Raw genomic sequence first — 19365 nt, 5'->3', positions numbered from 1 at the left:
TTTCCTCCAGGGCCTGTTTCCCATAGGCGTCCTTCATGTCCGCACCCATTACACCATCATCCCCCACGGTCACGCCGTTGTGGCGGGAATTGCTGCCGAAACTCGTTACCTGTCTGCGGGAAGGTTATGGCCTGTCCGCCCTGCGCCATGATGCGCTGGCGGGTCTGACGGTGGCCATCGTGGCCCTGCCGCTGGCCATGGCCCTGGCGATTGCCAGTGGTACGACGCCGGATAAGGGCCTGATCACGGCGGTGGTGGCCGGCTTTATCATCTCCGCCCTAGGCGGCAGCCGGGTGCAGATTGGCGGACCGACCGGGGCCTTCGTCGTTGTCGTTTTTGATGTCATTGCCCGCCATGGCTATGACGGGTTGCTGCTGGCCACGCTGATGGCAGGTATTATCCTGGTCATTGCCGCCGTCACCCGCATGGGGCAATGGATCAAATATATCCCGGAACCGGTGGTGACCGGTTTCACCGCTGGCATTGCTGTCATTATTTTTTCCAGCCAGATCAAGGATCTGTTGGGCCTATCTATGGCTGATGTGCCTGCGGATTTCTTAGGAAAATGGCCTGCCTTCTGGCAGGCACGGGATACGGTGGGACCGGCGGCCCTGATCGGGCTGGGCGGGCTGGCGCTGATCCTGGCAATCCGGCGTTGGGCGCCCAAGATACCGGCCTTCCTGGTCGCTGTCGTCCTGGCATCGGTGCTGGTACCGCTGACGGGATTGGGGGTGGAAACCATCGGGTCCCGGTTCGGTGGTATCCCGGATCATCTCCCCATGCCGGCCTTTCCCGATGTGTCATTGGAAAAGTTGCGGGTGCTGCTGCCCAGCGCCCTGACCATCGCCTTCCTGGCTGGGGTTGAATCGCTGCTTTCCGCCGTGGTGGCCGATGGCATGACCGGGCGGCGCCACCGCCCCAATGCGGAATTGTTGGCCCAGGGTGTTGCCAATATCGCGTCGCCGCTGTTTGGCGGGCTGCCGGCCACTGGCGCCATTGCTCGCACGGTCACCAATATCCGTTCCGGCGCCCGCAGCCCTGTTTCGGGCATGCTGCATGCGGTTTTCCTGCTGCTGTTCATGCTGGCCTTCAGCGGGCTGGCAGCCTATGTGCCGCTGGCGGTGCTGGCCTCGGTTCTGGTGGTGGTAGCCTGGAACATGAGCGATGCCGGCCGCTTCGCCCATCAGCTTCGCGTCGCGCCGATGGGGGACCGGCTGGTGCTGGTCACCACCTTCCTGCTGACCATCCTGATCGACCTGACCGTGGCGATTGAGGTGGGCGTGGTGCTGGCAGCTCTGCTGTTCATGCACCGCATGTCGGAAACGGTGAGTGTCACGGACGAGGAACCCGATGCCGCTGCCGGCCTGCCGCCGGACACGGTTTTATATCGTATCGACGGACCGATGTTTTTTGGGGCCGCCCGTAAACTTGCCGATGTGCTGGAACGGGCCGGGGGGGCGCCGAAGGTATTGATCCTGGACATGGCGGCGGTGCCCCTGCTGGATGCCACGGGGGCGGAAGCGGTGATGACCGCGATCAACCGTGCCCGCCGGCGCGGCGCCCATATCGTTTTGTCCGGTGTGCAGCGCCAGCCCATGGGCGTGCTGCATGGGCTGGGTATCCGCCATCGGCGGGACCAGGTAACCCTGGCGGCCGATCTGATCCGCGCAAAGAAGACCGCACATGACATTCACCATGGATAGCGACTGTTACGGCCTGCCATATTGACAGGCCGTGCCGCTTCCCGGTCAATGCCGGCTCGCTTTACCGGCCAACAGGTTCAAATGCCCCGTCTTGTGTATCTGTGTGATTGGTTGCCGCCCGATTTTGGCGCCGTTGGCCAATATGCCCTGCTTTCCTGCCGGGAGCGGGCGGCGCAGGGCTATGAGGTGACGTTGGTCGGCCTTACCTCCGGCGACACCCGGCTGGAGGAGGAAAAAATCGGGCAGGGTCTGCTTCGTGTCCTGCGGCTGGCGGCCCCGCCGCTGGACCGGGCCAATCTGGCGCGTCGCCTCATCTGGACTGCGCGGACCAATATGGCGTTGATCCGTGCGGCCTGGTCCTATCTGAAAGCGTCGGACCAGATATTGTTCACCGGGTCGCCGCCCTTCCTTCTGCATTATCTCGTGCCGCTGAACCTTATATTGCAGAAGGAACTGATCTACCGGATCGCGGATTTTCATCCGGAATGTATGATCGCTTCGCGCCGCCAGCCTTCTGCGGCTTTAAATGCCTTCCTGAAACTGACCCTGTGGCTGCGCCGTCGGGTCCAGCGGTTCGAAGCATCGGGGGAGGATCAACGCCGGCTGCTTCAATCTTATGGCATTCCGCCTGAAAATATCGTTCTGAAACGGGATCCGCCGCCGGTCGAACTGACGGGGGCAGAACAGCCTTTGCCGATCCCGGCTGAACTGGCCGGCAAGGTCGTGTTGCTTTATTCCGGTAATTGGGGTGTGGCACATGAAACGGATACGTTCATCAACGCCTATATTCGCCATCACCGCCAGGGCAGCGGGCGGGTTGGCCTATGGCTGAATGCCATCGGTGTCGGCGCCACCCATGTGGAAGAGCGGTTGAAAGCCGAAGGCTTGCCCGTTGTGCGCGGGCAGCCGGTACCGTTTGGCGATCTGGGCCGGTTGCTGGTCACACCCGATGCTCACCTGATCACATTGCGCAACGGTTTCGTCGGCTATGTCATTCCGTCCAAGACCTATGGCTGCATCGCGTCGGGCAAGGCTGTGCTGTATATCGGGTCTGACCAGTCCGATGTCGACCTGATCTGCCGCGACGGCGCAAAGCCGGGCCAGACCTATATCCGCGTACCCGTTGGCGATGTGGACGGGGTTGCGGAAGCTCTGGAAATGCTGGCCGATACCACGCAGGGCACTAACCGGGCTCTATAAGCAGAAAATCTGCCACGCCGATGTTAAAGACCCTTGGCTAAGTCAGTATTGCTGACCTATTATCCCGATAAATATAAGGGGTGCCAGCAGGCGTCCCACAAGGGAGGAAGCAATGGCGGATATCCGTATTGTCGAGGTTGGCCCCCGCGACGGCCTGCAAAATGAACCCGTCATTGTTCCCCTGGCCACCAAGGTGGACCTGGTGGACCGGCTGGCCCGTACTGGCTTGAAGACGGTGGAGGCGGGGGCTTTCGTTTCCCCCAAATGGGTGCCGCAGATGGCCGGCAGTGCAGAATTGCTGACTGAAATTTCACCCGTATCCGGCGTCAGCTATCCGGTACTGGTGCCGAATGAGAAGGGCTTAGATGCCGCCATGGCCGCGGGCGCGCGGGAAATCGCCGTGTTTGGGGCGGCGTCAGAATCTTTCAGTCAGCGCAATATCAATTGCACCATCGCTGAAAGCCTGGACCGGTTCCGCCCGGTTGCGGCGCGGGCCTTGGCAGCGGGCATAAAAGTGCGGGGCTATGTCTCCTGCGTGTTGGGCTGTCCCTATGAGGGGGCGGTGGATGCTGGAAAAGTGGCTGAAATGGCAGCAGCGCTGGTTGAGATCGGGTGTTACGAGATCAGCCTGGGCGATACGATCGGTGTCGGTACGCCGGCCAAAGCGGCGGCCATGCTGCGGCGGGTGGCATTGGATGTGCCAGTTGCCAAACTGGCCCTGCATTTCCACGACACCTATGGTCAGGCCGTCGCCAACATCCTGGCCTGTCTGGACCAGGGCGTAACGGTGATGGACAGCGCCGTCGCTGGACTGGGTGGATGCCCTTATGCCAAGGGCGCCAGCGGCAATGTCGCGACGGAAGAACTGCTTTATCTGTTCGACGGGCTGGGCCTGTCCACCGGCGCGGACCTGGATGAAGTGGCACGGATCGGCGGCTGGATCAGCCAACAACTGGGCCGCGCCAATGGCAGTAAGGCTGGCCGGGCGCGGTTGGCGGTCGTTGGGTGATACTTATAGTTTCCATAAGATAACTTCTCAATCTAAAATCTGTGGGGCGGTGGATTCTATTTTGAAGTGCGACTCTCTTTTATAATCAGATGGTTAGCAATGGAAGCTGCCATGGGAGAGAACTATTCGCACCTAAGTTTGGCGGAACAGCGCGTGATTGACGAGACGTTCCAGGCGTTGATCCCGGTTCGGGAGATCGCAGCGCGGCTTGGCCGGCATCGCGGGACGATCCATCGTCAGATCAACCGCAACTTTTACCATACGCGTTTCCGGGATCGGTTCGGCAACGATTACCAGGGCTATTACTGCATGATGGCCAAAGCGATGGCCGGTCGCTGGCGGCGACGGGGCCGGTTGCGGGCTGGCTGGTCTCCCCAGTAGTAGTCTGGTCGAGGATCAATCCTCCAGGAGACTCTCCCCCATTGCCATCAGGACGGGCGGTCGCCCGTAAGCACTTGGGATAGCAGATACCAATAGATTTTTGACAACAAGCTGACGACCAGCGCGCGATCCTATAATTATAGATTAAAAAATGTTTACTTCGATATAAAAATACCCATTATCAGATGCAACATATTATTTTTAATATTAAATTACAGTTCTTTACATAACTTTACTTTCGCTATGGTCGCTGATATCGCCCATTTTATATGACATTACAGGAATTTTGACCGTGTGTCGGACAACGGCTTAGATGCGCTTGAGTGATTTTCTGTCAAAACCCATCATCCACCCAACTAAACGATCCTAGAAGCTCCAGTGCAGACTGAGGGATCACTACACCTGGATGACAATCCAGGAAGTGCGGAGCTATGGCGGAAACGCAGGACAAGGGCTGCGTTTAAATACAAACGTCAATTTTGGACCGGGAGACAATAATGAATCATGTAAAGCTCAACGGTAAAATGTCTGTTTCCTCACTCGCGCTCATGATCGCGCTTGGGGCAACGATGAGCGGCGCACCGGCCTTCGCCCAGGAGGGTGAAGCCGAGAAAGGTGATACGCTCCAACTGGAGGAAATCATCGTTACGGCGCGTAAGCGCGCTGAGAATATTATGAAGACGCCGGTTTCCGTTACCGCCGTCTCAGCGCAGGAGGTGGAGCAGCGGGGGATTACTTCTGTTCAGAACCTGTCGGAACAAACCCCTGGCTTTAACATCAACAATAATTCCAGTGGTCGTGGCGACCGCTCCTTCCAGCAGTTGATCCTGCGCGGCTTCACGCCGGCCACAACCGACAGCACGCCGGTTGCTACCTTCATCGACGGCGTTCCCGTCTCCTCCCCCACGGCGGTGATGAGCGTGTCCAGCCCGGAACGCATTGAGTTGCTGCGTGGCCCGCAATCGGCGTATTTTGGTCGCAATACTTTCGCCGGCGCTCTCAATGTTGTGAACAAGGAGCCGAGCGGCGAATTCGGCGGCAGCCTCACCACCATGATCGGCACCCGCAACGCCCGTCGCGTTCAAGCCGATCTGGAAGGCCCGATCATTGAGGACAAGCTGTCCTTCCGTATCGCCGGTGACTATAATGCCAAGGACGGCACCTATAAGAACCAGGCCAACCCGTCCATGACCCTGGGTGACCAGTCGTCACGCAACGCCAACCTTCTGTTGGTGGCGACGCCGACGGAAAACCTGACCATCAAGGCCTTCGGCCTCATCTCCCACGACAAGGACGGCCCTGCCGCCTTGGGGCTGATCAGCGCCATTCCTGTCACCGACAGCACGGGTCGCGTCGTTGTGCCCGGACAGTCGAACTGCACCCTTGGCGGTTTCAATCCGTTCATGTGCGGGACGGTCCCGTCCCTGCCCGCCACGACGCCCGCCGGCAACTATAATGTCGACAGCTTCGTGCGCAATGCGCTGGCGGTCACCACCAACCGCCTGATCGACCCGGATGACGGCGTTGACAGCTATGGTCTTGTCCGTGATTACCGCCATGCCCATCTGGTCGTGGATTACGATATTCCGGACACGAACTTCACCATCAGCTCCCTGACCGGTATCAACCACGAGGAATGGGGTTCGCTGTCCGACATTGGCAATTACGACAGCTCCGGCATTGCCAACCCGAATTATACCCCCACCAACGGCCTGCGCTCCTATTTCAGCTCGGCCTATCTGGTGGAGAACATTTCCAAGGATTTTTCCCAGGAACTCCGCACCAGCTACAATGACGGTGAGGCGCTCAGCTTCGTCGCCGGCATGTCCTATCTCAGCGCCAATGGCAAGCGGACCGTTGATACGCTGGACAATATCATCCTGAATGATGAGGTCACCCCGTCCGGCAAAACGGAATCCAAGACCTATGGCGCGTTCTTTGGTGTCACTTACAACATCACGGATAAGCTGACCGCCAGCGTCGAAGGCCGCTACCAGATCGATAAGCTCTACGCTTACATCTCGCCGCTGACCGATATCGTGGTGACCGACAGCACCTTCGTGCCCGCCGGCACCTATGAAGCCGGATCGAAACTGGCAGAGCAGACCTATAAGAACTTCCTGCCCCGTCTGATCGTTCAGTACGATTGGTCGGATAATGTCATGACCTATGCCTCCGTGGCCAAGGGCGTTAACCCGGCGTCGCTGAATTCTGGCGTTGTCACCTATACCGGTCAGACCGCGACCGTCGCCAAGAGCCTGGGGATTGACCTGTTTGTCAGCCCGGAAAAGGTTACGACCTACGAACTGGGTCTGAAAGGCACCGGCATCAATAACCGCCTGCGCTACACTTTTGCGGCCTATTATTCGCAGTGGCGTGATCAGTTGAACCAGGTCATCCAGACTTTCGTGACGGATACCGGTGGTTTCGGCAGCGTGTTCGGTACCATCAATAGCGGCAATTCCGACATGAAGGGCCTGGAGTTCGATGGCTCCTTCCGCTTGACCAACATGGTCACCCTGACGGCTGCCGGTGCGTACAACGACAGCAAGATCAAGGATTATGATGCGCCGCTGGTTACCTTCCTGGTCGGCAGCAGCGACTTCTCTGGTAACGAGTTGCCGTCAACGTCGAAATATTCGGCTGCCGGTGGCATTCTGCTGAACGGCGATCTTGATGTCGGGGGCGATGCTACCTGGTTCGCGCGCCTTGATTATAACTACAAGTCCGGCGTCTGGTCGGATGTGGCCAATGTGGTCAAGACCAAGGAAAGCCATATCTTCAATACCCGCGCCGGTGTCACAGTTGGCGCCGTGTCCGTGGATGTGTTTGCCAACAATCTGTTCGACAGCCGTCGCTACACGTCGGTCAACAATAACATCCTGTTCACAGCGGCCCCCTCCTTCACCTATTCGACGTTGAATGTCGGTCTGCGTGACGGGCGTACCCTGGGTGTCCAGGCCAAGTACAAGTTCTGAGGTTAATTGCATGCCCACAGGGACAAGGCTGTCCCCGTGGGCATGTTCGTTTCCGGCCACGTCACCGCCCTTCAGGAGCGTTCATGCGTCAGCTTTTTTTGCCCGCCCTTCTTGCGGCCATGCCGCTGGTTCTGGCGACCCTGCCCGCACAGGCCGCACAAGCAAAATGCGAGGAACGGACCTTCTTCCAGCCGCCGCTGGAATATCAGTCTGTGGAACATCTGGCCGACGGTCGCGTCACCTTCCGTCTCTGCGCGAAAGATGCCAAGGACGTTATCGTCCTGCCGCAGGAAATGAACAGCGTGCCAACCGGGATGGATGGCAAGCCGCCCGGCCTGCCGATGACCAAGGATGCTGATGATTACTGGTCGGTGACCACCAGCGGTGCGGTTGATCCCGGCGTCTATACCTATGTGTTCAAGGTTGACGGCCTGCGTATCGCGGATCCGCGCGGCACCCGCTTTGCCGAAGCCTTGGGTGGGGTGCAGTCCATCGTGCAATTACCGGGCGATGGCAAATCCAACCAGTTCTATAAGGCTGATGTCCCGCATGGTGTTGTTTCCATGGTGGAATATCCTTCTGCCAGCCTGGGCATCCTGCGCCGCGCCCATGTCTATACCCCACCGGGCTATGAGGCCGGGGGCAAGGATCGTTTCCCGGTCCTTTATCTGGTCCATGGCTATAGCGACAGCGACGATTCCTGGACCATGAAAGGCAATGCCAATTACATCCTGGATAACCTGATCGCGGCGGGTAAGGTCAAGCCGATGATCATCGTCATGCCCTATGGCCACACGCCGGCGCGTGAAGGCGTGCAGGGCATGGAAAATACCGATTTCGGTAATGATCTGCACAAGGATCTGATCCCCTTCATCGACAAGCATTTCCGTACCCAGGCGGCGGCCAAGACCCGGGCCATGGTCGGCCTGTCGATGGGCGGCGCACATACGATCCAGTTCGGCCTGCCCCGGCCGGATGTGTTCGGCTCCATCGGCGTCTTCTCCATCGGCATGTTGTCGGCGGAACAGACGGCGAATTACCGCAAGGTCAATGATGCCAACCTGAAGGCCCGCGCCAAGGCTGGCGGTCTGGTCTTCTACGCCATTGGCAAGGAGGATTTCGTCATGCAGATGGCGCCGCCTTTCCGGCAGCTCCTGTCCGATTACGGGATCCAGTACACCTATGTTGAAAGCGAAGGCGGCCACACCTGGATCAACTGGCGTGCCTATCTGGAACAGATAGCGCCGCTGCTGTTCAACTGACGGTCAGCGCACATCAAGATTAAAGGCACGACCTTCCCCGTAGGCTATCGGGGAAGGTCGTTTTGTTTTCGACTGCTGTAAGGATCACGCGATATGGCCACCGATCTGAATGCCGATTATGCACAAGCCGGTTTCGGCAATCGTCTGGGCTGGGGCAAGCGCCCTGCCCTGCTGATCATCGATTTCGTGAAGGCCTATCTGGAAAAGGATTGCCCGCTCTATGCCGGGGTGGAGCAAGCCCGCGACGATGCGGCCACCCTGCTGCGGGCCGCCCGCGCTGCCGGCATTCCGGTGATCCACACCAATGTCGTCTATACGCCGGGCGGGGTTGATGGCGGCGTCTTCTTTCGCAAGGTCAAGGCGTTGACCTGTTTTGAACGGGACAAATATCCGCAATGGGCTGCCTTTGCCGATGGGCTGGAACCGCAGGAAGGCGAACCCGTCATCTCCAAACAATATGCCAGCGCGTTTTTTGGCACCTCGCTCGCTTCCACCCTGGCCTCCAGCGGCATCGACACACTGTTGATCGCGGGTCTGTCCACGTCCGGCTGTGTCCGCGCCTCGGCGCTGGATGCCTGCCAGCATGGCTTCGTGCCGCTGGTGGTGCGCGAGGCGGTAGGCGACCGGGATGCCCGCGTGCATGAGGCGAACCTGTTCGACCTCAACGCCAAATATGCCGACGTGATTTCGCTGGCAGAGGCGACGACACAGTTGGCCGCCTTGCAAAGCTGACTTTGATCAGCACAGCAGAACAGCAAAAAAGGGCCGGCGGATCGCTCCCCCGGCCCTTTCGTTTGCCCCCCTGCCCGGTCTTTGCCGGACCGGACAGGGGCATCACTTTTACGGCTTGATTGTCTGACGCCCGACACGGGCCTTACCGGTCAACGCCGCGGTCGCGGCGTCGGGGCCGACCGTGACCTCATAACTGCCGCCGCCAATACGCCATTGCCGGGCGCTGGCATCAAAATCCGCCAACAGGCGGCGATCGGCCTTGATGGTCACCGTCTTGCGCTCACCCGGTGCCAGATCCACCTTCTCGAACCCGATCAGGCGTTGCAGCTTCTTGCCATCGGCGCCGGAGAGATAGACCTGCGGCACGTCCTTGCCGGCGACCTTGCCCGTATTCACCACCTCGAAGCTGACGGTCAGCGTGTCGCCACCTTTCACCCGCAGCTTGTCATAGGAAAAGCTGGTGTAGGACAGGCCGTAACCGAAGGGGAACAGGGGCTCCATCCCCAGGGCGGCGTAACGGCGGTAGCCAACATCCGCCCCTTCATCATAGACCACATCGAATTGCTGCTTCTTGGGCAGGCCCCAGCCCGGCAGATCACGGCGCGGATATTGGTCCAGGCTGGTCGGGAAGGTGACCGGCAAATGGCCTGACGGGTTGACCTTGCCGGTCAGCACGTCAGCAATGGACTCACCGCCCTTCTGCCCGCTGTACCAGGCGGAAACGACTGCCCCCACCTTGTCCTTCCACGGCATCAGCACCGGGCCGCCGGTTTGCAGCACGACGATGGCATTGGGGTTCGCTGCCGCCACCGCTTCGATCAGCGCATCCTGGCCCTGGGGCAAGGACAGGTCATAGGCATCCAGCGCTTCCGCCATCCATTGGGTGGCGAAGACGATGGCGATATCGGCATTCTTGGCCGCCGCCGCTGCTTCGGCCGGGTAACGCCCATCCTGGAAGGTGATGGTGGCCTCCGGCAAGGCCGCGCGCAGGGCCTTCAGCGGTGAGGAATTGTGGAAGGTCTGACGGCCCCACATGGCCATCGGGCCATCGCCGCCCACCGGCACCATGCGGGGGTTGCCGCCATGGCTTGTGACCTGGGAGGAACCGGCCCCGGACAGCACGCCAGCATCGGCCTGCCCGCCAATCACCACGATCTTCCGCGCCCCCGCCGCCAGGGGCAGGATGCCCTTGTTGGTCAGCAGCACGATCCCTTCATCCGCCACCTGCTTGGCAATGGCAGCATGGGCATCATTATCAATGGCTGGCTTCACCGGCTTGCCATCGAACAGGCCCGCCGCGAACATCGACCGGAGGATGCGCTGTGACATGTCTGACAAGCGTGCCGCCGGGACGGTACCGGCCAGGGCAGCCTGCTTCAGCGGCTCCCCGAACCAGACCTGTTGATCCAACTGTTCGCCCGACTGCTGGTCCAGACCCTTGACGGCATAATCCATGGCATGGACCGCGCCCCAGTCGGACATGACCCAGCCCTTATAGCCCCAATCGCCCTTCAGCACGCCATTCAGCAAATGGTCATTGCCGCAGGAATAATCGCCATTCACCAGATTATAGGCGCACATGACGGAGCCGGGATTGCCCCGTTCGATCGCGATCTGGAAGGCGAGCAGGTCGCTCTCCCGGTGGGCCGCCTCCTCGATAACGGAATTGGCGTAGAAGCGCCCGGTCTCCTGCCCGTTCAGGCTGAAATGCTTGACGGTGGAGATGATGTTCTGGCCCTGGATGCCGCGGATGCTTTCCCCGCCCAGCACACCCGCCAGCAGCGGATCTTCACCCAGATATTCGAAATTGCGGCCATTGCGCGGATCGCGCGCCAGATTGACGCCACCGGCCAGCAAGACGTTGAAGCCCTTGGCCGCCGCCTCCTTGGCGATCATCGCCCCGCCATCATAAGCCAGCTTGGCGTTAAAGCTGGCCGCCAGGGCCAGGCTGGCCGGCAATGCTGTGGCAGTGTCGCCGGGGCGCACCTCTCCCGGATTGGTCACGCCCAGGCTGGCGTCGGTTTCCTTCAGCGCCGGGATGCCCAGACGCGGCACGCCGGGGATAAAGCCGGCACCACCGACCGACCCTTCCGGGATCGGGGGGCCGCCGGGGAAGGTCAGCGCCATCGGGCCATGCAGCAGGCCGATCCGCTCATCCAGCGTCAGTTCGGCATCCAGCAGGCGGGCGCGCTCATCCGGCGACAAGGCCGGGTTTCGCCACCCTTCCGCCGCCTGGATGGCAAGGGTGGAACAGGCGAGGCTTCCCGCGTAAAGACCAGCGGCAAGCACGGGCTTCAGAACCCGGTTCTTTGTCATGACCAATCCCCTTGAATAATTCGATAGGGCAACTGCGCGTTGGTTGAAGTTTTCAACCTGACAGTCGTAAGAAACCGGCTCCAACGCACAGGGATGACCTGTCCGGCTGGTGGTCAAGTATCAAAGGGCAGTCGGCTATTAATGATCATACAAATCAACGGGAAGCGGGCGTCCATCGCCACACAGCGGATAAACAGTGAAAGGTTTCTGCCATCACGCGTTTCCTTACCCACAATTAGCCCCCAGAACCGCCGGCAAAGGCGATGTCCAGAACATGGGAGCGTTGGGAAATGAAGATTGATAATCTGGCACCCGCACAGCCAGCCACACGCGAATGGTTGAAGCGTACCCGCCATCGTCTGCTGATCAATGGCGAGTGGGTGGCACCGGCCGCCGGCACCTATCTGCCGACCCTCAACCCCGCCACCGGGGAAACCATCGCAGAAATCGCGGCGGCTGATGCCGGCGATGTGGACCGCGCCGTTGCCGCTGCCCGCAAGGCGTTTGACGATGGTGAATGGCGTTCCATGACGCCGGCCCTGCGTGCCCGCCTGCTCTGGCGGATTGCGGACCTGATCGACGCCCATATTGATGAGTTGTCGGAACTGGAAACCCTGGATCAGGGCAAGGCGCTTTATGTTGGCCGTTGGGCGGAAATCCCCATGGCGGCGGAGCAATTCCGTTTCTTCGCGGGGCTTTGCACGAAGGTGGCGGGCGACACGATCCCCTCTTCCATCAATTATCAACCGGCGGGCAAGCGTATCCAGGCCTTCACGACGAAGGAGCCGGTGGGCGTGGTGGCGGCGATCACGCCGTGGAACTCCCCCCTCATCATGCACGCCATGAAGCTGGCCCCGGCGCTGGCCGCTGGCTGCACGGTCGTGCTGAAGCCGGCGGAGGAGACTTCCCTGACGGCTTTGCGTCTGGCGGAACTGATTGTGGAAGCCGGCGTGCCGGCTGGTGTCGTCAATGTCATCACCGGCCTGGGTTCGGTCGCGGGTGCGGCCCTGTCCGCCCATCCGGATGTGGACAAGGTTGCCTTCACCGGCTCCACCGTCACCGGTCGCGCCATCCTGGACGGTGCCAAGGGCAATCTGAAAAAAGTGACGCTGGAACTGGGCGGCAAATCGCCCGTCATCATCATGCCGGATGCTGATCTGGATGCCGCCATCGCCGGTGCCGCCAACGCCATCTTCTTCAATGGTGGGCAGGTCTGTGTCGCGGGTTCCCGCCTTTATGTCCATCGCTCCATCTTCGACAAGGTGGTGCAGGGCGTGGCGGATATTGCCCGCAATATCCGCATGGGCCACGGGCTGGACACGGAAACCCAGATGGGGCCGCTGGTCAGCCGTCGGCAGGCGGATCGGGTAAAAGCCTATATTGACGGGGCCGTGGCTGATGGCGCGACGCTGGTTGCCGGTGGTGGCCAGAAGGGCCCTGCCGGCACCTTTATCGAACCGACGGTCATCACCGGTGCCGATCCGAAATCCCGTATCGTATGCGAGGAAGTGTTCGGTCCCGTCGTTGTCGTCGCCCCGTTTGACGATGTGGCCGAGGTTGTGGCCGCCGCCAATGATACCGAGTTTGGTCTGGCTGCCAGTGTCTGGACCAATGACCTGTCCGCCGCCCATCGTCTGTCCTCGGATATCCGGGCGGGGACTGTGTGGGTCAATTGCCATTCCTTCTGGGATGTCGCCCTGCCGATCGGGGGCTTCAAGGCGTCCGGCTGGGGCCGCGAAAGCGGCGTCGGCGCCATCGAGAATTATCTCGAACTGAAAACCGTCTGCATGGTCGTTTGACCGGCCGGTATTGTACCCTGATCGACAAGGACTGCATTTCCATGGTTCGCACCTACAATACCTGCCGCTCCCTGCTGGTGGCCACCCTGCTGGCCGGCACGGCAACCTCTGCCCTGGCACAAAGCGACAATAGCCTGATGCTGGACGAGATCATCGTCACCGCCCAGCGTCGGGAGCAATCGCTGCAGACAACCGCTGTCGCGGTAACGGCACTGACGCCGGAAGCGTTGGGTGACCTGCAGATCACCACCGCTGAAGACCTTTCCGCCATTGTGCCGGGCCTCACCCTGATGCCCGTAACTGCCAGCCGCTCCACCCTGCAGGTCGGTTTGCGGGGCGGGTCGGAGCAATCCGGCGGCCTCGTCACGTCTGAATCCGCCGTCGCCTTTTATGTGGATGATGTCTATCGCGGTCGCCTTGCCGGTTCCAACCTGGAACTGGCGGATATTGAGCGGATCGAGGTGCTGCGCGGACCGCAGGGCACGCTCTACGGCCGTAATTCCTTCTCTGGTGCGGTGAAGGTTGTCACCCGCACGCCAGGGGAGGATGAATGGGCCGAAGTTTCCGCCGGTATCGGTTCCTATAACCAGTATCAGGCCTCCGCCTCCTTCGGTGGCGACCTGATCGACGACGCGCTGGGTATCTCCCTGTCGGCAATGTTCCGCGACCAGGATGGTTATGTTTATAACGAGGCGCTGGACAAGGATGTGTTCGGCCAGCGCAGCATGGCTTTGCGCGGCAAGCTGCATTTCTACGGTCGCGAAGGGCTGAAGGCGACGCTGACTGTCACCCGCACCACAGATGATAATGACGGCCCCGCCAACCTGATCCCGGTCACCTGGGCCGGCACCTATCCCACCCAGGCCGCAAATGCCGTCTCCACCAAGGACGCCATTCCGCGTGCCGGTTCACGCTATGTCAGCCTGTCCACGACGGACCCGGATGGCTATACCAACCAGACCGCCGTATCCCTGGATATCACGGCAGAATGGGGTGATGTGACGGTCCGGTCCATCTCCGCTTTTGTCGGCACCGATGACGGGTTCACCTTCGACCTGTCGGGGGGTATCCGCGATCCCGGCGGCAGTTACCGGCCCAACGGCCTGGTGCGCGAAGGCGACAGCCAGACCGACCAGTACAGCCAGGAAATCCAGTTCCAGGGTGATGGGCTCGATGGCAAGTTCAACTGGATCACCGGACTGTATTATTTCCGGGAAGAGAATTTCCAGGTGCTGAATGATGTTCTGGTGCTGGGCCCCGGTTTCTCCCTGCCGGTCCTGCCGCAGACCATCGATAGCACCACGGACAGTTACGCAGCCTTCGTCCAGGGCACCTACGCGATTGATGATCGCCTGTCCCTGACCGGTGGCCTGCGCTACACGAAGGACAAGAAGAAGCTGGATGGCACCATCCAGGATTATCTGCCTTTCGCCCCCGGCCCCACCCCGCAACTGGTGCCCGTGGTGCGCCGGCCCAGCTTCAGTTCATGGTCACCGAAAATCGGTGTCGATTATAAGCTGAATGACGATCTGTTTGCTTATGCCACCGTGTCCCGCGGGTTCAAGGCCGGCGGCTTCAACGGTCTGGCCGTGGCCAGCCCGGTGGTGTTTGGCACCGTCTATGATCCGCAGACCGTGTGGGCCTATGAAGGTGGTTTGAAGGCGACGATGCTGCAAGGCCGGTTGCGCGCCAACCTGTCCGTCTTCCGCAATGATCTGTACGATCTGCAGCAGACGGAGCAGGTGGCCGCCGGCTCTTACGCCATCCGCAATATCGGCAATGCACGGGTTGACGGGGCTGAACTGGAATTGACGCTGAAAGCGGCGGAAGGGCTGGATCTTTTCGCCAATCTCAGCGTGATGGACAACACGTACAAATCCAAGAACCCGCTGTCTGACAGTGCGACATCGGGGGCCAAGCACCTGCCGCTGGTGTCCCCCTGGAGCCTGCAGACCGGCTTCACCTATGAAACACCACGTTTCTGGCAGGATCAGGCCCGTCTGCGCCTGTCCGCCAGCTATCAGTACCAGGATGATTATTATTCCACGGTCGCTAATCTGATCAAAACCGACATGGTTGGATTGGTGAACGGCTCCGTGGCCCTGGTCTCCGACAATGATAGCTGGAGCCTGACATTGGCGGGCAAGAACCTGACCAATGAATCCTATTTCACCACTGCCCCCAGCAACAGCGCTATCGCCGTGGCCGAACCCCGGACCTGGACGCTGACCGCCGGCTACAGGTTCTGACCTTCCTTTCCGTGTTCCAAAAACACGTTCGCCGCACCCCATCCCGCTATTGCGGGGTGGGGTTTTTTATGCGCGCTTAAGGGTAAGCCTTTTCCCTACAAGCATATTTACCGTCTTTTACATTGACCCTCCATCTGGTGGACAGACTATTTTATCCTGGACGCTACCCTGCTATCCGCGATCATCATGGGTTGGTAAGGAAATAGTTTGCACGTCAGGAGGCTGGGTATGGAGAAAGTCAAGCCTGTGCGCGCGATGCTTCGCGTCCTGGATGTTCTTCAGGTGCTGAGCAGCCGTTATGGCGGTACCATCTCCGATGTTTCAAATGCCATCGATTTGCCGCGAACCACCACCTATCGGGTGTTGGAAACGCTGTGTTCGGCGGGTTATGTCACCCGTGATGGTGCTGGCGAACGTTACCGGTTGACGGTGCTGGTGCGGAGCCTGTCAGATGGATATGACGACGAGGCCTGGATTGGCGAGGTCGCACAGCCCATCCTTGCCGACCTGGGTCGGAAGATGATCTGGCCGGTTTCCATCAGTACCAACCGCAGCCACATGATGCTGGTTCGCTGCAATACCGATAAGCAAAGCCCCCTTGCGCTGGAGCGCTATAATGCCGGCGTGCAGGTGTCGATCCTGCGCAGCGCCTCCGGTCGCGCCTTTCTGGCCTTCAGCCCACCGCCGCAGCGTTCCGCCTTGTTGGATATTGCGCTGGGGCTGGGTGCCGACATGGAAGGAGCGGGCCGGCAGCGTGACTTGATCGAAAAGACGCTGGAAGGTGTGCGGGCTGGCGGCTATGCCATTGCGCTCCGCCAATATCGCGGCGAGTCAGCGGCAGCGGTGCCGATTTTCAGCGGCACTCATCTGCTGGGGTGTCTGGGCATGCGCTTCATGGACAAAGCCGTCAATGAAAGCACCTTCGTCGTGCAAAGCCTGCCGATCATGCGGGAGGCCGCCCATGCCATCGGTGAAGCGCACAAGGAATGGAAACAGTCCAACGCCCTGGAATTGCCGGTGGATCGTTGGGACTGGACGCTGGAACGGCGCGTGGAGCATTGAGCACCCGATTGCGACTGGAAAGACCGGCATGCGCTGTTCACCATGTTTTTCCGTCGGACCCTCCACTCTGTGGATTTCCCTAAAATCCTCGCCGGGACGGGCCAGGGGATGGGCGTTAATCCCGTCCGGAAAATCAGAGTTTCCCGGAGGTTTGCATGACGGCACAACGTCTTCCCCGCACCCCCAAACGGCTGGATGCTATTCCTGGCCGCAGCGCCCATGATGAGCAAAATCTGGCGATGATCGTCTCTCTGGCGTCGGAGGTGACCATCCTGCGTGCTCGCCTGGATGCCTGCGAGCGGCTGCTGATCGCCGCCAATATCTTCTCCCCCCACGCGGTCGATACCTTCTCCCCCGACCCGGCGGCACAGCAGGCGCGCGAACATATGCGTCTGCACAGCATGAACAAAATCTTCCGCCCCCTGCAGGAGGCGGCCCTGGCCGATCTGGCGGTCCTGTCTCAACCGGCCGATCCGGAGACACAATTATGAGCGGCATTGTCGAAGCCCGCGCGGCCCAAGCCCATTCCATGATCGCCCTGCCGACGCATGATGAGTTGGTGGAACAGCTTTTTGTCCGTGATCTCAAGCTGTTTGTGGCCCAGACGCTGGAGCCGGTGCAGCAGCAGATCGCCACCCGGCTGGAAGCGACCATCCCACCTCAGTCCACGAATGATCCTGTCGCCGCCCTGCGGGGGCAGATGGAGGAAGTGGAAAGCTTCAAGACCTGGCTCAGCTTGAAGCGGGAAACCCAACGCCAGCTTTGGGCGGCGGTTGAGGATTGTGTGGAGCGGCAGGCGGATGAACTGGAGGCTCTGGCCAGGATTGAAAATCCCAAAGGGTCCCTGACCATTGATCCGGATTTCAAGGCGCCCGCCTATATCACCCATGGCGATATCCATCTGATGCCCGGTGGCAATGCCTATGATGATGGCTCCCTTTTACAGGGTGCGGTCATGGATCGGGGCGGTGCCGTTTATATGTTGGGCCGCAATGGCGGGATGCTGAACGATCTGCGTGGCCAGACCGCGATGGCGCATCTGCTGACCATCGCGCCCGACCTGGAACCCGCGCGCATCCTGGATATGGGCTGTGGCATCGGCACCAGCACGGTGCCAGCCGCCCAATGTTTCCCGCAGGCGGAGGTACATGGCATCGATGTCGGCGGTTCCATGCTGCGCTATGCCCATGCCCGGGCTGAGCATCTGGGAGCCGCCATCCATTTTTCCCGCCAGAATGCGGAGAAGACCAGCTTCGCCGACGCTTCGTTCGATGTCGTCTATAGCTGCGCCACGCTGCATGAAACCTCTCCCGAGGCGCTGGTAAACATCCTGGCGGAAAGCCGGCGTTTGCTGCGGCCAGGGGGGATGGCGATCCATCTGGAAGTGCCGCTGCTGCACACGTTCGGGGATCTTTGGCAGGAATTGTCGGCCGAACTGGAGGCCCAGTACAATAATGAACCGAACTGGCGCGGTGCCCTGTCCGTCGATTACGGGCAATTGATGCGAGCCGCCGGTTTCACGGATGTCCGTACCGGCTATCAGGCCACCGCCTTTAACGCCCGCACTGCACCGAAGAAATTTGGTGACACGTCCGACGGCGTCTTCCGCTCCTGGTTCGTCACTTCCGGCAAGGTTTGATCTGATGAAAACGAATCCTATGTCCCGCCGGGGGGCGTCCTTGCTGTTGGCCGGCGCCCTGCTGGCAGCAAGTGCCAGCCTGCCGCTAACAAGCCCGGCCCTGGCGCAGGAAGCCGCGCCGGTAGAGATCAACCTGGCCGAACTGCGGCAGCGTTATGGCGCCGCAGACGACCATTACGCCACCATTCATGGGGTTGAAATCCGCTATCGCGACGAGGGCAAGGGGCCGGTGCTGGTGCTGCTGCACGGGTCCAGCAGCACTTTGAATTCCTGGGACGGGGTGGTCGCACGGCTGAAGGATCATTACCGTATCATCCGCTATGATCACCCCCCTACCGGCCTGTCCGGACCTGTCAGCGATGCGGTGGCGAAAAGCGGCACACCGCCGGAAGCCTTCGTCGCCGGATTGCTGGACAAGCTGGGTGTTGAAAAGGCAGCACTGTTCGGCACCAGCAGCGGCGGCACCCTGGCTTATTATTTTGCCGCGACATATCCGCAGCGCGTTACCAGCCTGATCCTGGCCAATGCACCGGCAAATTCCGTGGCGGAAGCCAAGATACCGACGACGGCGGCCTTAGATGCAGAGGTGGCACGGGCGCAGAAGATCGGCTATCGCGACCGCCGCTATTGGGAAGTCTATCTTCCCTATCTGTATGGTGACGTGAAACGGCTGACCCCGGAAATTATTGATTATTATCATAAAATAAACCTGCGCCCACCAGAGCCGAACCCCCGGGCGCTTTATGCGTTGAGCGCCAATAAAGAGACGACGATGGCGCGGCTGAAGGCGGTGAGGGCACCGGTCCTGATCTTATGGGGCCAGCGTGATGTGGTTCTGCCCCCCGCAGCCGGCACCGCCCTTTTTGATTATCTGGAAAATGCGGAAAGCCGCTCCATCATCCGCATGGACAGTGTTGGGCATTTCCCGGCGCTGGAATCGCCTGAACAAGTGGCCGATCTGGTCCATGCTTATCTGAACCGGGATCACTGATCCCCTTCTCCCCACCGGGAACCGGTATCCATCCGTTATGTCCC

General features: G+C 60.4%; 14 protein-coding genes. 13 read left to right on the top strand and 1 reads right to left on the bottom strand.

Annotation, left to right across the window (positions count from 1 at the left end):
• The first annotated feature begins 35 nt into the window (after positions 1-35).
• The 7 genes from G473_RS0113505 (at position 36) to G473_RS0113475 (ending at position 9265) form a co-directional block, all read left to right on the top strand.
• The gene (locus G473_RS0113505) at positions 36-1703 is read left to right on the top strand and encodes a SulP family inorganic anion transporter (RefSeq protein WP_051330264.1); all 1668 of its coding nucleotides are present in this window, start codon (positions 36-38) and stop codon (positions 1701-1703) included.
• Positions 1704-1784: 81 nt separating this feature from the next.
• Positions 1785-2903 (top strand): glycosyltransferase family protein, encoded by a 1119-nt coding sequence (locus tag G473_RS0113500; RefSeq protein WP_029013536.1) that lies wholly within the window; start codon positions 1785-1787, stop codon positions 2901-2903.
• 112 nt (positions 2904-3015) lie between these two features.
• Positions 3016-3912 (top strand): hydroxymethylglutaryl-CoA lyase, encoded by an 897-nt coding sequence (locus tag G473_RS0113495; RefSeq protein WP_029013535.1) that lies wholly within the window; start codon positions 3016-3018, stop codon positions 3910-3912.
• A gap of 111 nt (positions 3913-4023) precedes the next feature.
• Entirely contained in the window at positions 4024-4293 is a 270-nt protein-coding gene (locus G473_RS26870; protein WP_161630992.1) for a helix-turn-helix domain-containing protein, read from the top strand.
• A gap of 569 nt (positions 4294-4862) precedes the next feature.
• The gene (locus G473_RS0113485) at positions 4863-7271 is read left to right on the top strand and encodes a TonB-dependent receptor (RefSeq protein WP_051330262.1); all 2409 of its coding nucleotides are present in this window, start codon (positions 4863-4865) and stop codon (positions 7269-7271) included.
• Positions 7272-7354: 83 nt separating this feature from the next.
• Entirely contained in the window at positions 7355-8533 is a 1179-nt protein-coding gene (locus G473_RS0113480; protein WP_210163321.1) for an alpha/beta hydrolase, read from the top strand.
• Positions 8534-8626: 93 nt separating this feature from the next.
• Positions 8627-9265 (top strand): isochorismatase family protein, encoded by a 639-nt coding sequence (locus G473_RS0113475; protein WP_029013532.1) that lies wholly within the window; start codon positions 8627-8629, stop codon positions 9263-9265.
• Between the two features lie 108 nt (positions 9266-9373).
• On the opposite strand, the gene G473_RS0113470 is transcribed toward G473_RS0113475, so the two are convergent.
• Complete coding sequence (locus G473_RS0113470) at positions 9374-11581, bottom strand: beta-glucosidase (protein WP_035707142.1); 2208 nt, start codon at positions 11579-11581, stop codon at positions 9374-9376.
• 290 nt (positions 11582-11871) lie between these two features.
• Here G473_RS0113470 and G473_RS0113465 point away from each other — a divergent pair, with 290 nt between their 5' ends.
• The 6 genes from G473_RS0113465 (at position 11872) to G473_RS0113440 (ending at position 19321) form a co-directional block, all read left to right on the top strand.
• Positions 11872-13380 (top strand): aldehyde dehydrogenase family protein, encoded by a 1509-nt coding sequence (locus G473_RS0113465; protein ID WP_029013530.1) that lies wholly within the window; start codon positions 11872-11874, stop codon positions 13378-13380.
• 41 nt (positions 13381-13421) lie between these two features.
• On the top strand, positions 13422-15629 hold the full coding sequence (locus G473_RS0113460) for a TonB-dependent receptor (protein ID WP_154667404.1): 2208 nt from the start codon (positions 13422-13424) through the stop codon (positions 15627-15629).
• A gap of 228 nt (positions 15630-15857) precedes the next feature.
• Positions 15858-16691: a helix-turn-helix domain-containing protein gene (locus G473_RS0113455; RefSeq protein WP_029013528.1), complete on the top strand. Its 834-nt coding sequence runs from the start codon at positions 15858-15860 to the stop codon at positions 16689-16691.
• Positions 16692-16846: 155 nt separating this feature from the next.
• Positions 16847-17182, top strand: a complete 336-nt coding sequence (locus G473_RS0113450; RefSeq protein ID WP_029013527.1) for a hypothetical protein — start codon at positions 16847-16849, stop codon at positions 17180-17182.
• On the top strand, positions 17179-18330 hold the full coding sequence (locus G473_RS26865) for a class I SAM-dependent methyltransferase (RefSeq protein WP_051330261.1): 1152 nt from the start codon (positions 17179-17181) through the stop codon (positions 18328-18330). Before G473_RS0113450 ends, G473_RS26865 begins: the two co-directional genes overlap by 4 nt.
• A 4-nt stretch (positions 18331-18334) precedes the next feature.
• The gene (locus G473_RS0113440; protein WP_161630991.1) at positions 18335-19321 is read left to right on the top strand and encodes an alpha/beta fold hydrolase; all 987 of its coding nucleotides are present in this window, start codon (positions 18335-18337) and stop codon (positions 19319-19321) included.
• Positions 19322-19365: the final 44 nt, after the last annotated feature.

The sequence above is a fragment of the Niveispirillum irakense DSM 11586 genome (assembly GCF_000429645.1).
Classification (GTDB): Bacteria; Pseudomonadota; Alphaproteobacteria; order Azospirillales; family Azospirillaceae; genus Niveispirillum; species Niveispirillum irakense.
Note: the sequence above shows the minus strand (reverse complement) of the source record. Positions and strands in the feature narration are given on the sequence as shown.

Coding starts and splice junctions, on each gene's coding strand:
- G473_RS0113485 (WP_051330262.1), top strand. CDS start 4,863: ATGAGCGGCGCACCGGCCTTCGCCCAGGAGGGTGAAGCCGAGAAAGGT.
- G473_RS0113495 (WP_029013535.1), top strand. CDS start 3,016: ATGGCGGATATCCGTATTGTCGAGGTTGGCCCCCGCGACGGCCTGCAA.
- G473_RS26865 (WP_051330261.1), top strand. CDS start 17,179: ATGAGCGGCATTGTCGAAGCCCGCGCGGCCCAAGCCCATTCCATGATC.
- G473_RS0113500 (WP_029013536.1), top strand. CDS start 1,785: ATGCCCCGTCTTGTGTATCTGTGTGATTGGTTGCCGCCCGATTTTGGC.
- G473_RS0113505 (WP_051330264.1), top strand. CDS start 36: ATGTCCGCACCCATTACACCATCATCCCCCACGGTCACGCCGTTGTGG.
- G473_RS0113475 (WP_029013532.1), top strand. CDS start 8,627: ATGGCCACCGATCTGAATGCCGATTATGCACAAGCCGGTTTCGGCAAT.
- G473_RS26870 (WP_161630992.1), top strand. CDS start 4,024: ATGGGAGAGAACTATTCGCACCTAAGTTTGGCGGAACAGCGCGTGATT.
- G473_RS0113480 (WP_210163321.1), top strand. CDS start 7,355: ATGCGTCAGCTTTTTTTGCCCGCCCTTCTTGCGGCCATGCCGCTGGTT.
- G473_RS0113455 (WP_029013528.1), top strand. CDS start 15,858: ATGGAGAAAGTCAAGCCTGTGCGCGCGATGCTTCGCGTCCTGGATGTT.
- G473_RS0113465 (WP_029013530.1), top strand. CDS start 11,872: ATGAAGATTGATAATCTGGCACCCGCACAGCCAGCCACACGCGAATGG.
- G473_RS0113450 (WP_029013527.1), top strand. CDS start 16,847: ATGACGGCACAACGTCTTCCCCGCACCCCCAAACGGCTGGATGCTATT.
- G473_RS0113460 (WP_154667404.1), top strand. CDS start 13,422: ATGGTTCGCACCTACAATACCTGCCGCTCCCTGCTGGTGGCCACCCTG.
- G473_RS0113440 (WP_161630991.1), top strand. CDS start 18,335: ATGAAAACGAATCCTATGTCCCGCCGGGGGGCGTCCTTGCTGTTGGCC.
- G473_RS0113470 (WP_035707142.1), bottom strand. CDS start 11,581: ATGACAAAGAACCGGGTTCTGAAGCCCGTGCTTGCCGCTGGTCTTTAC.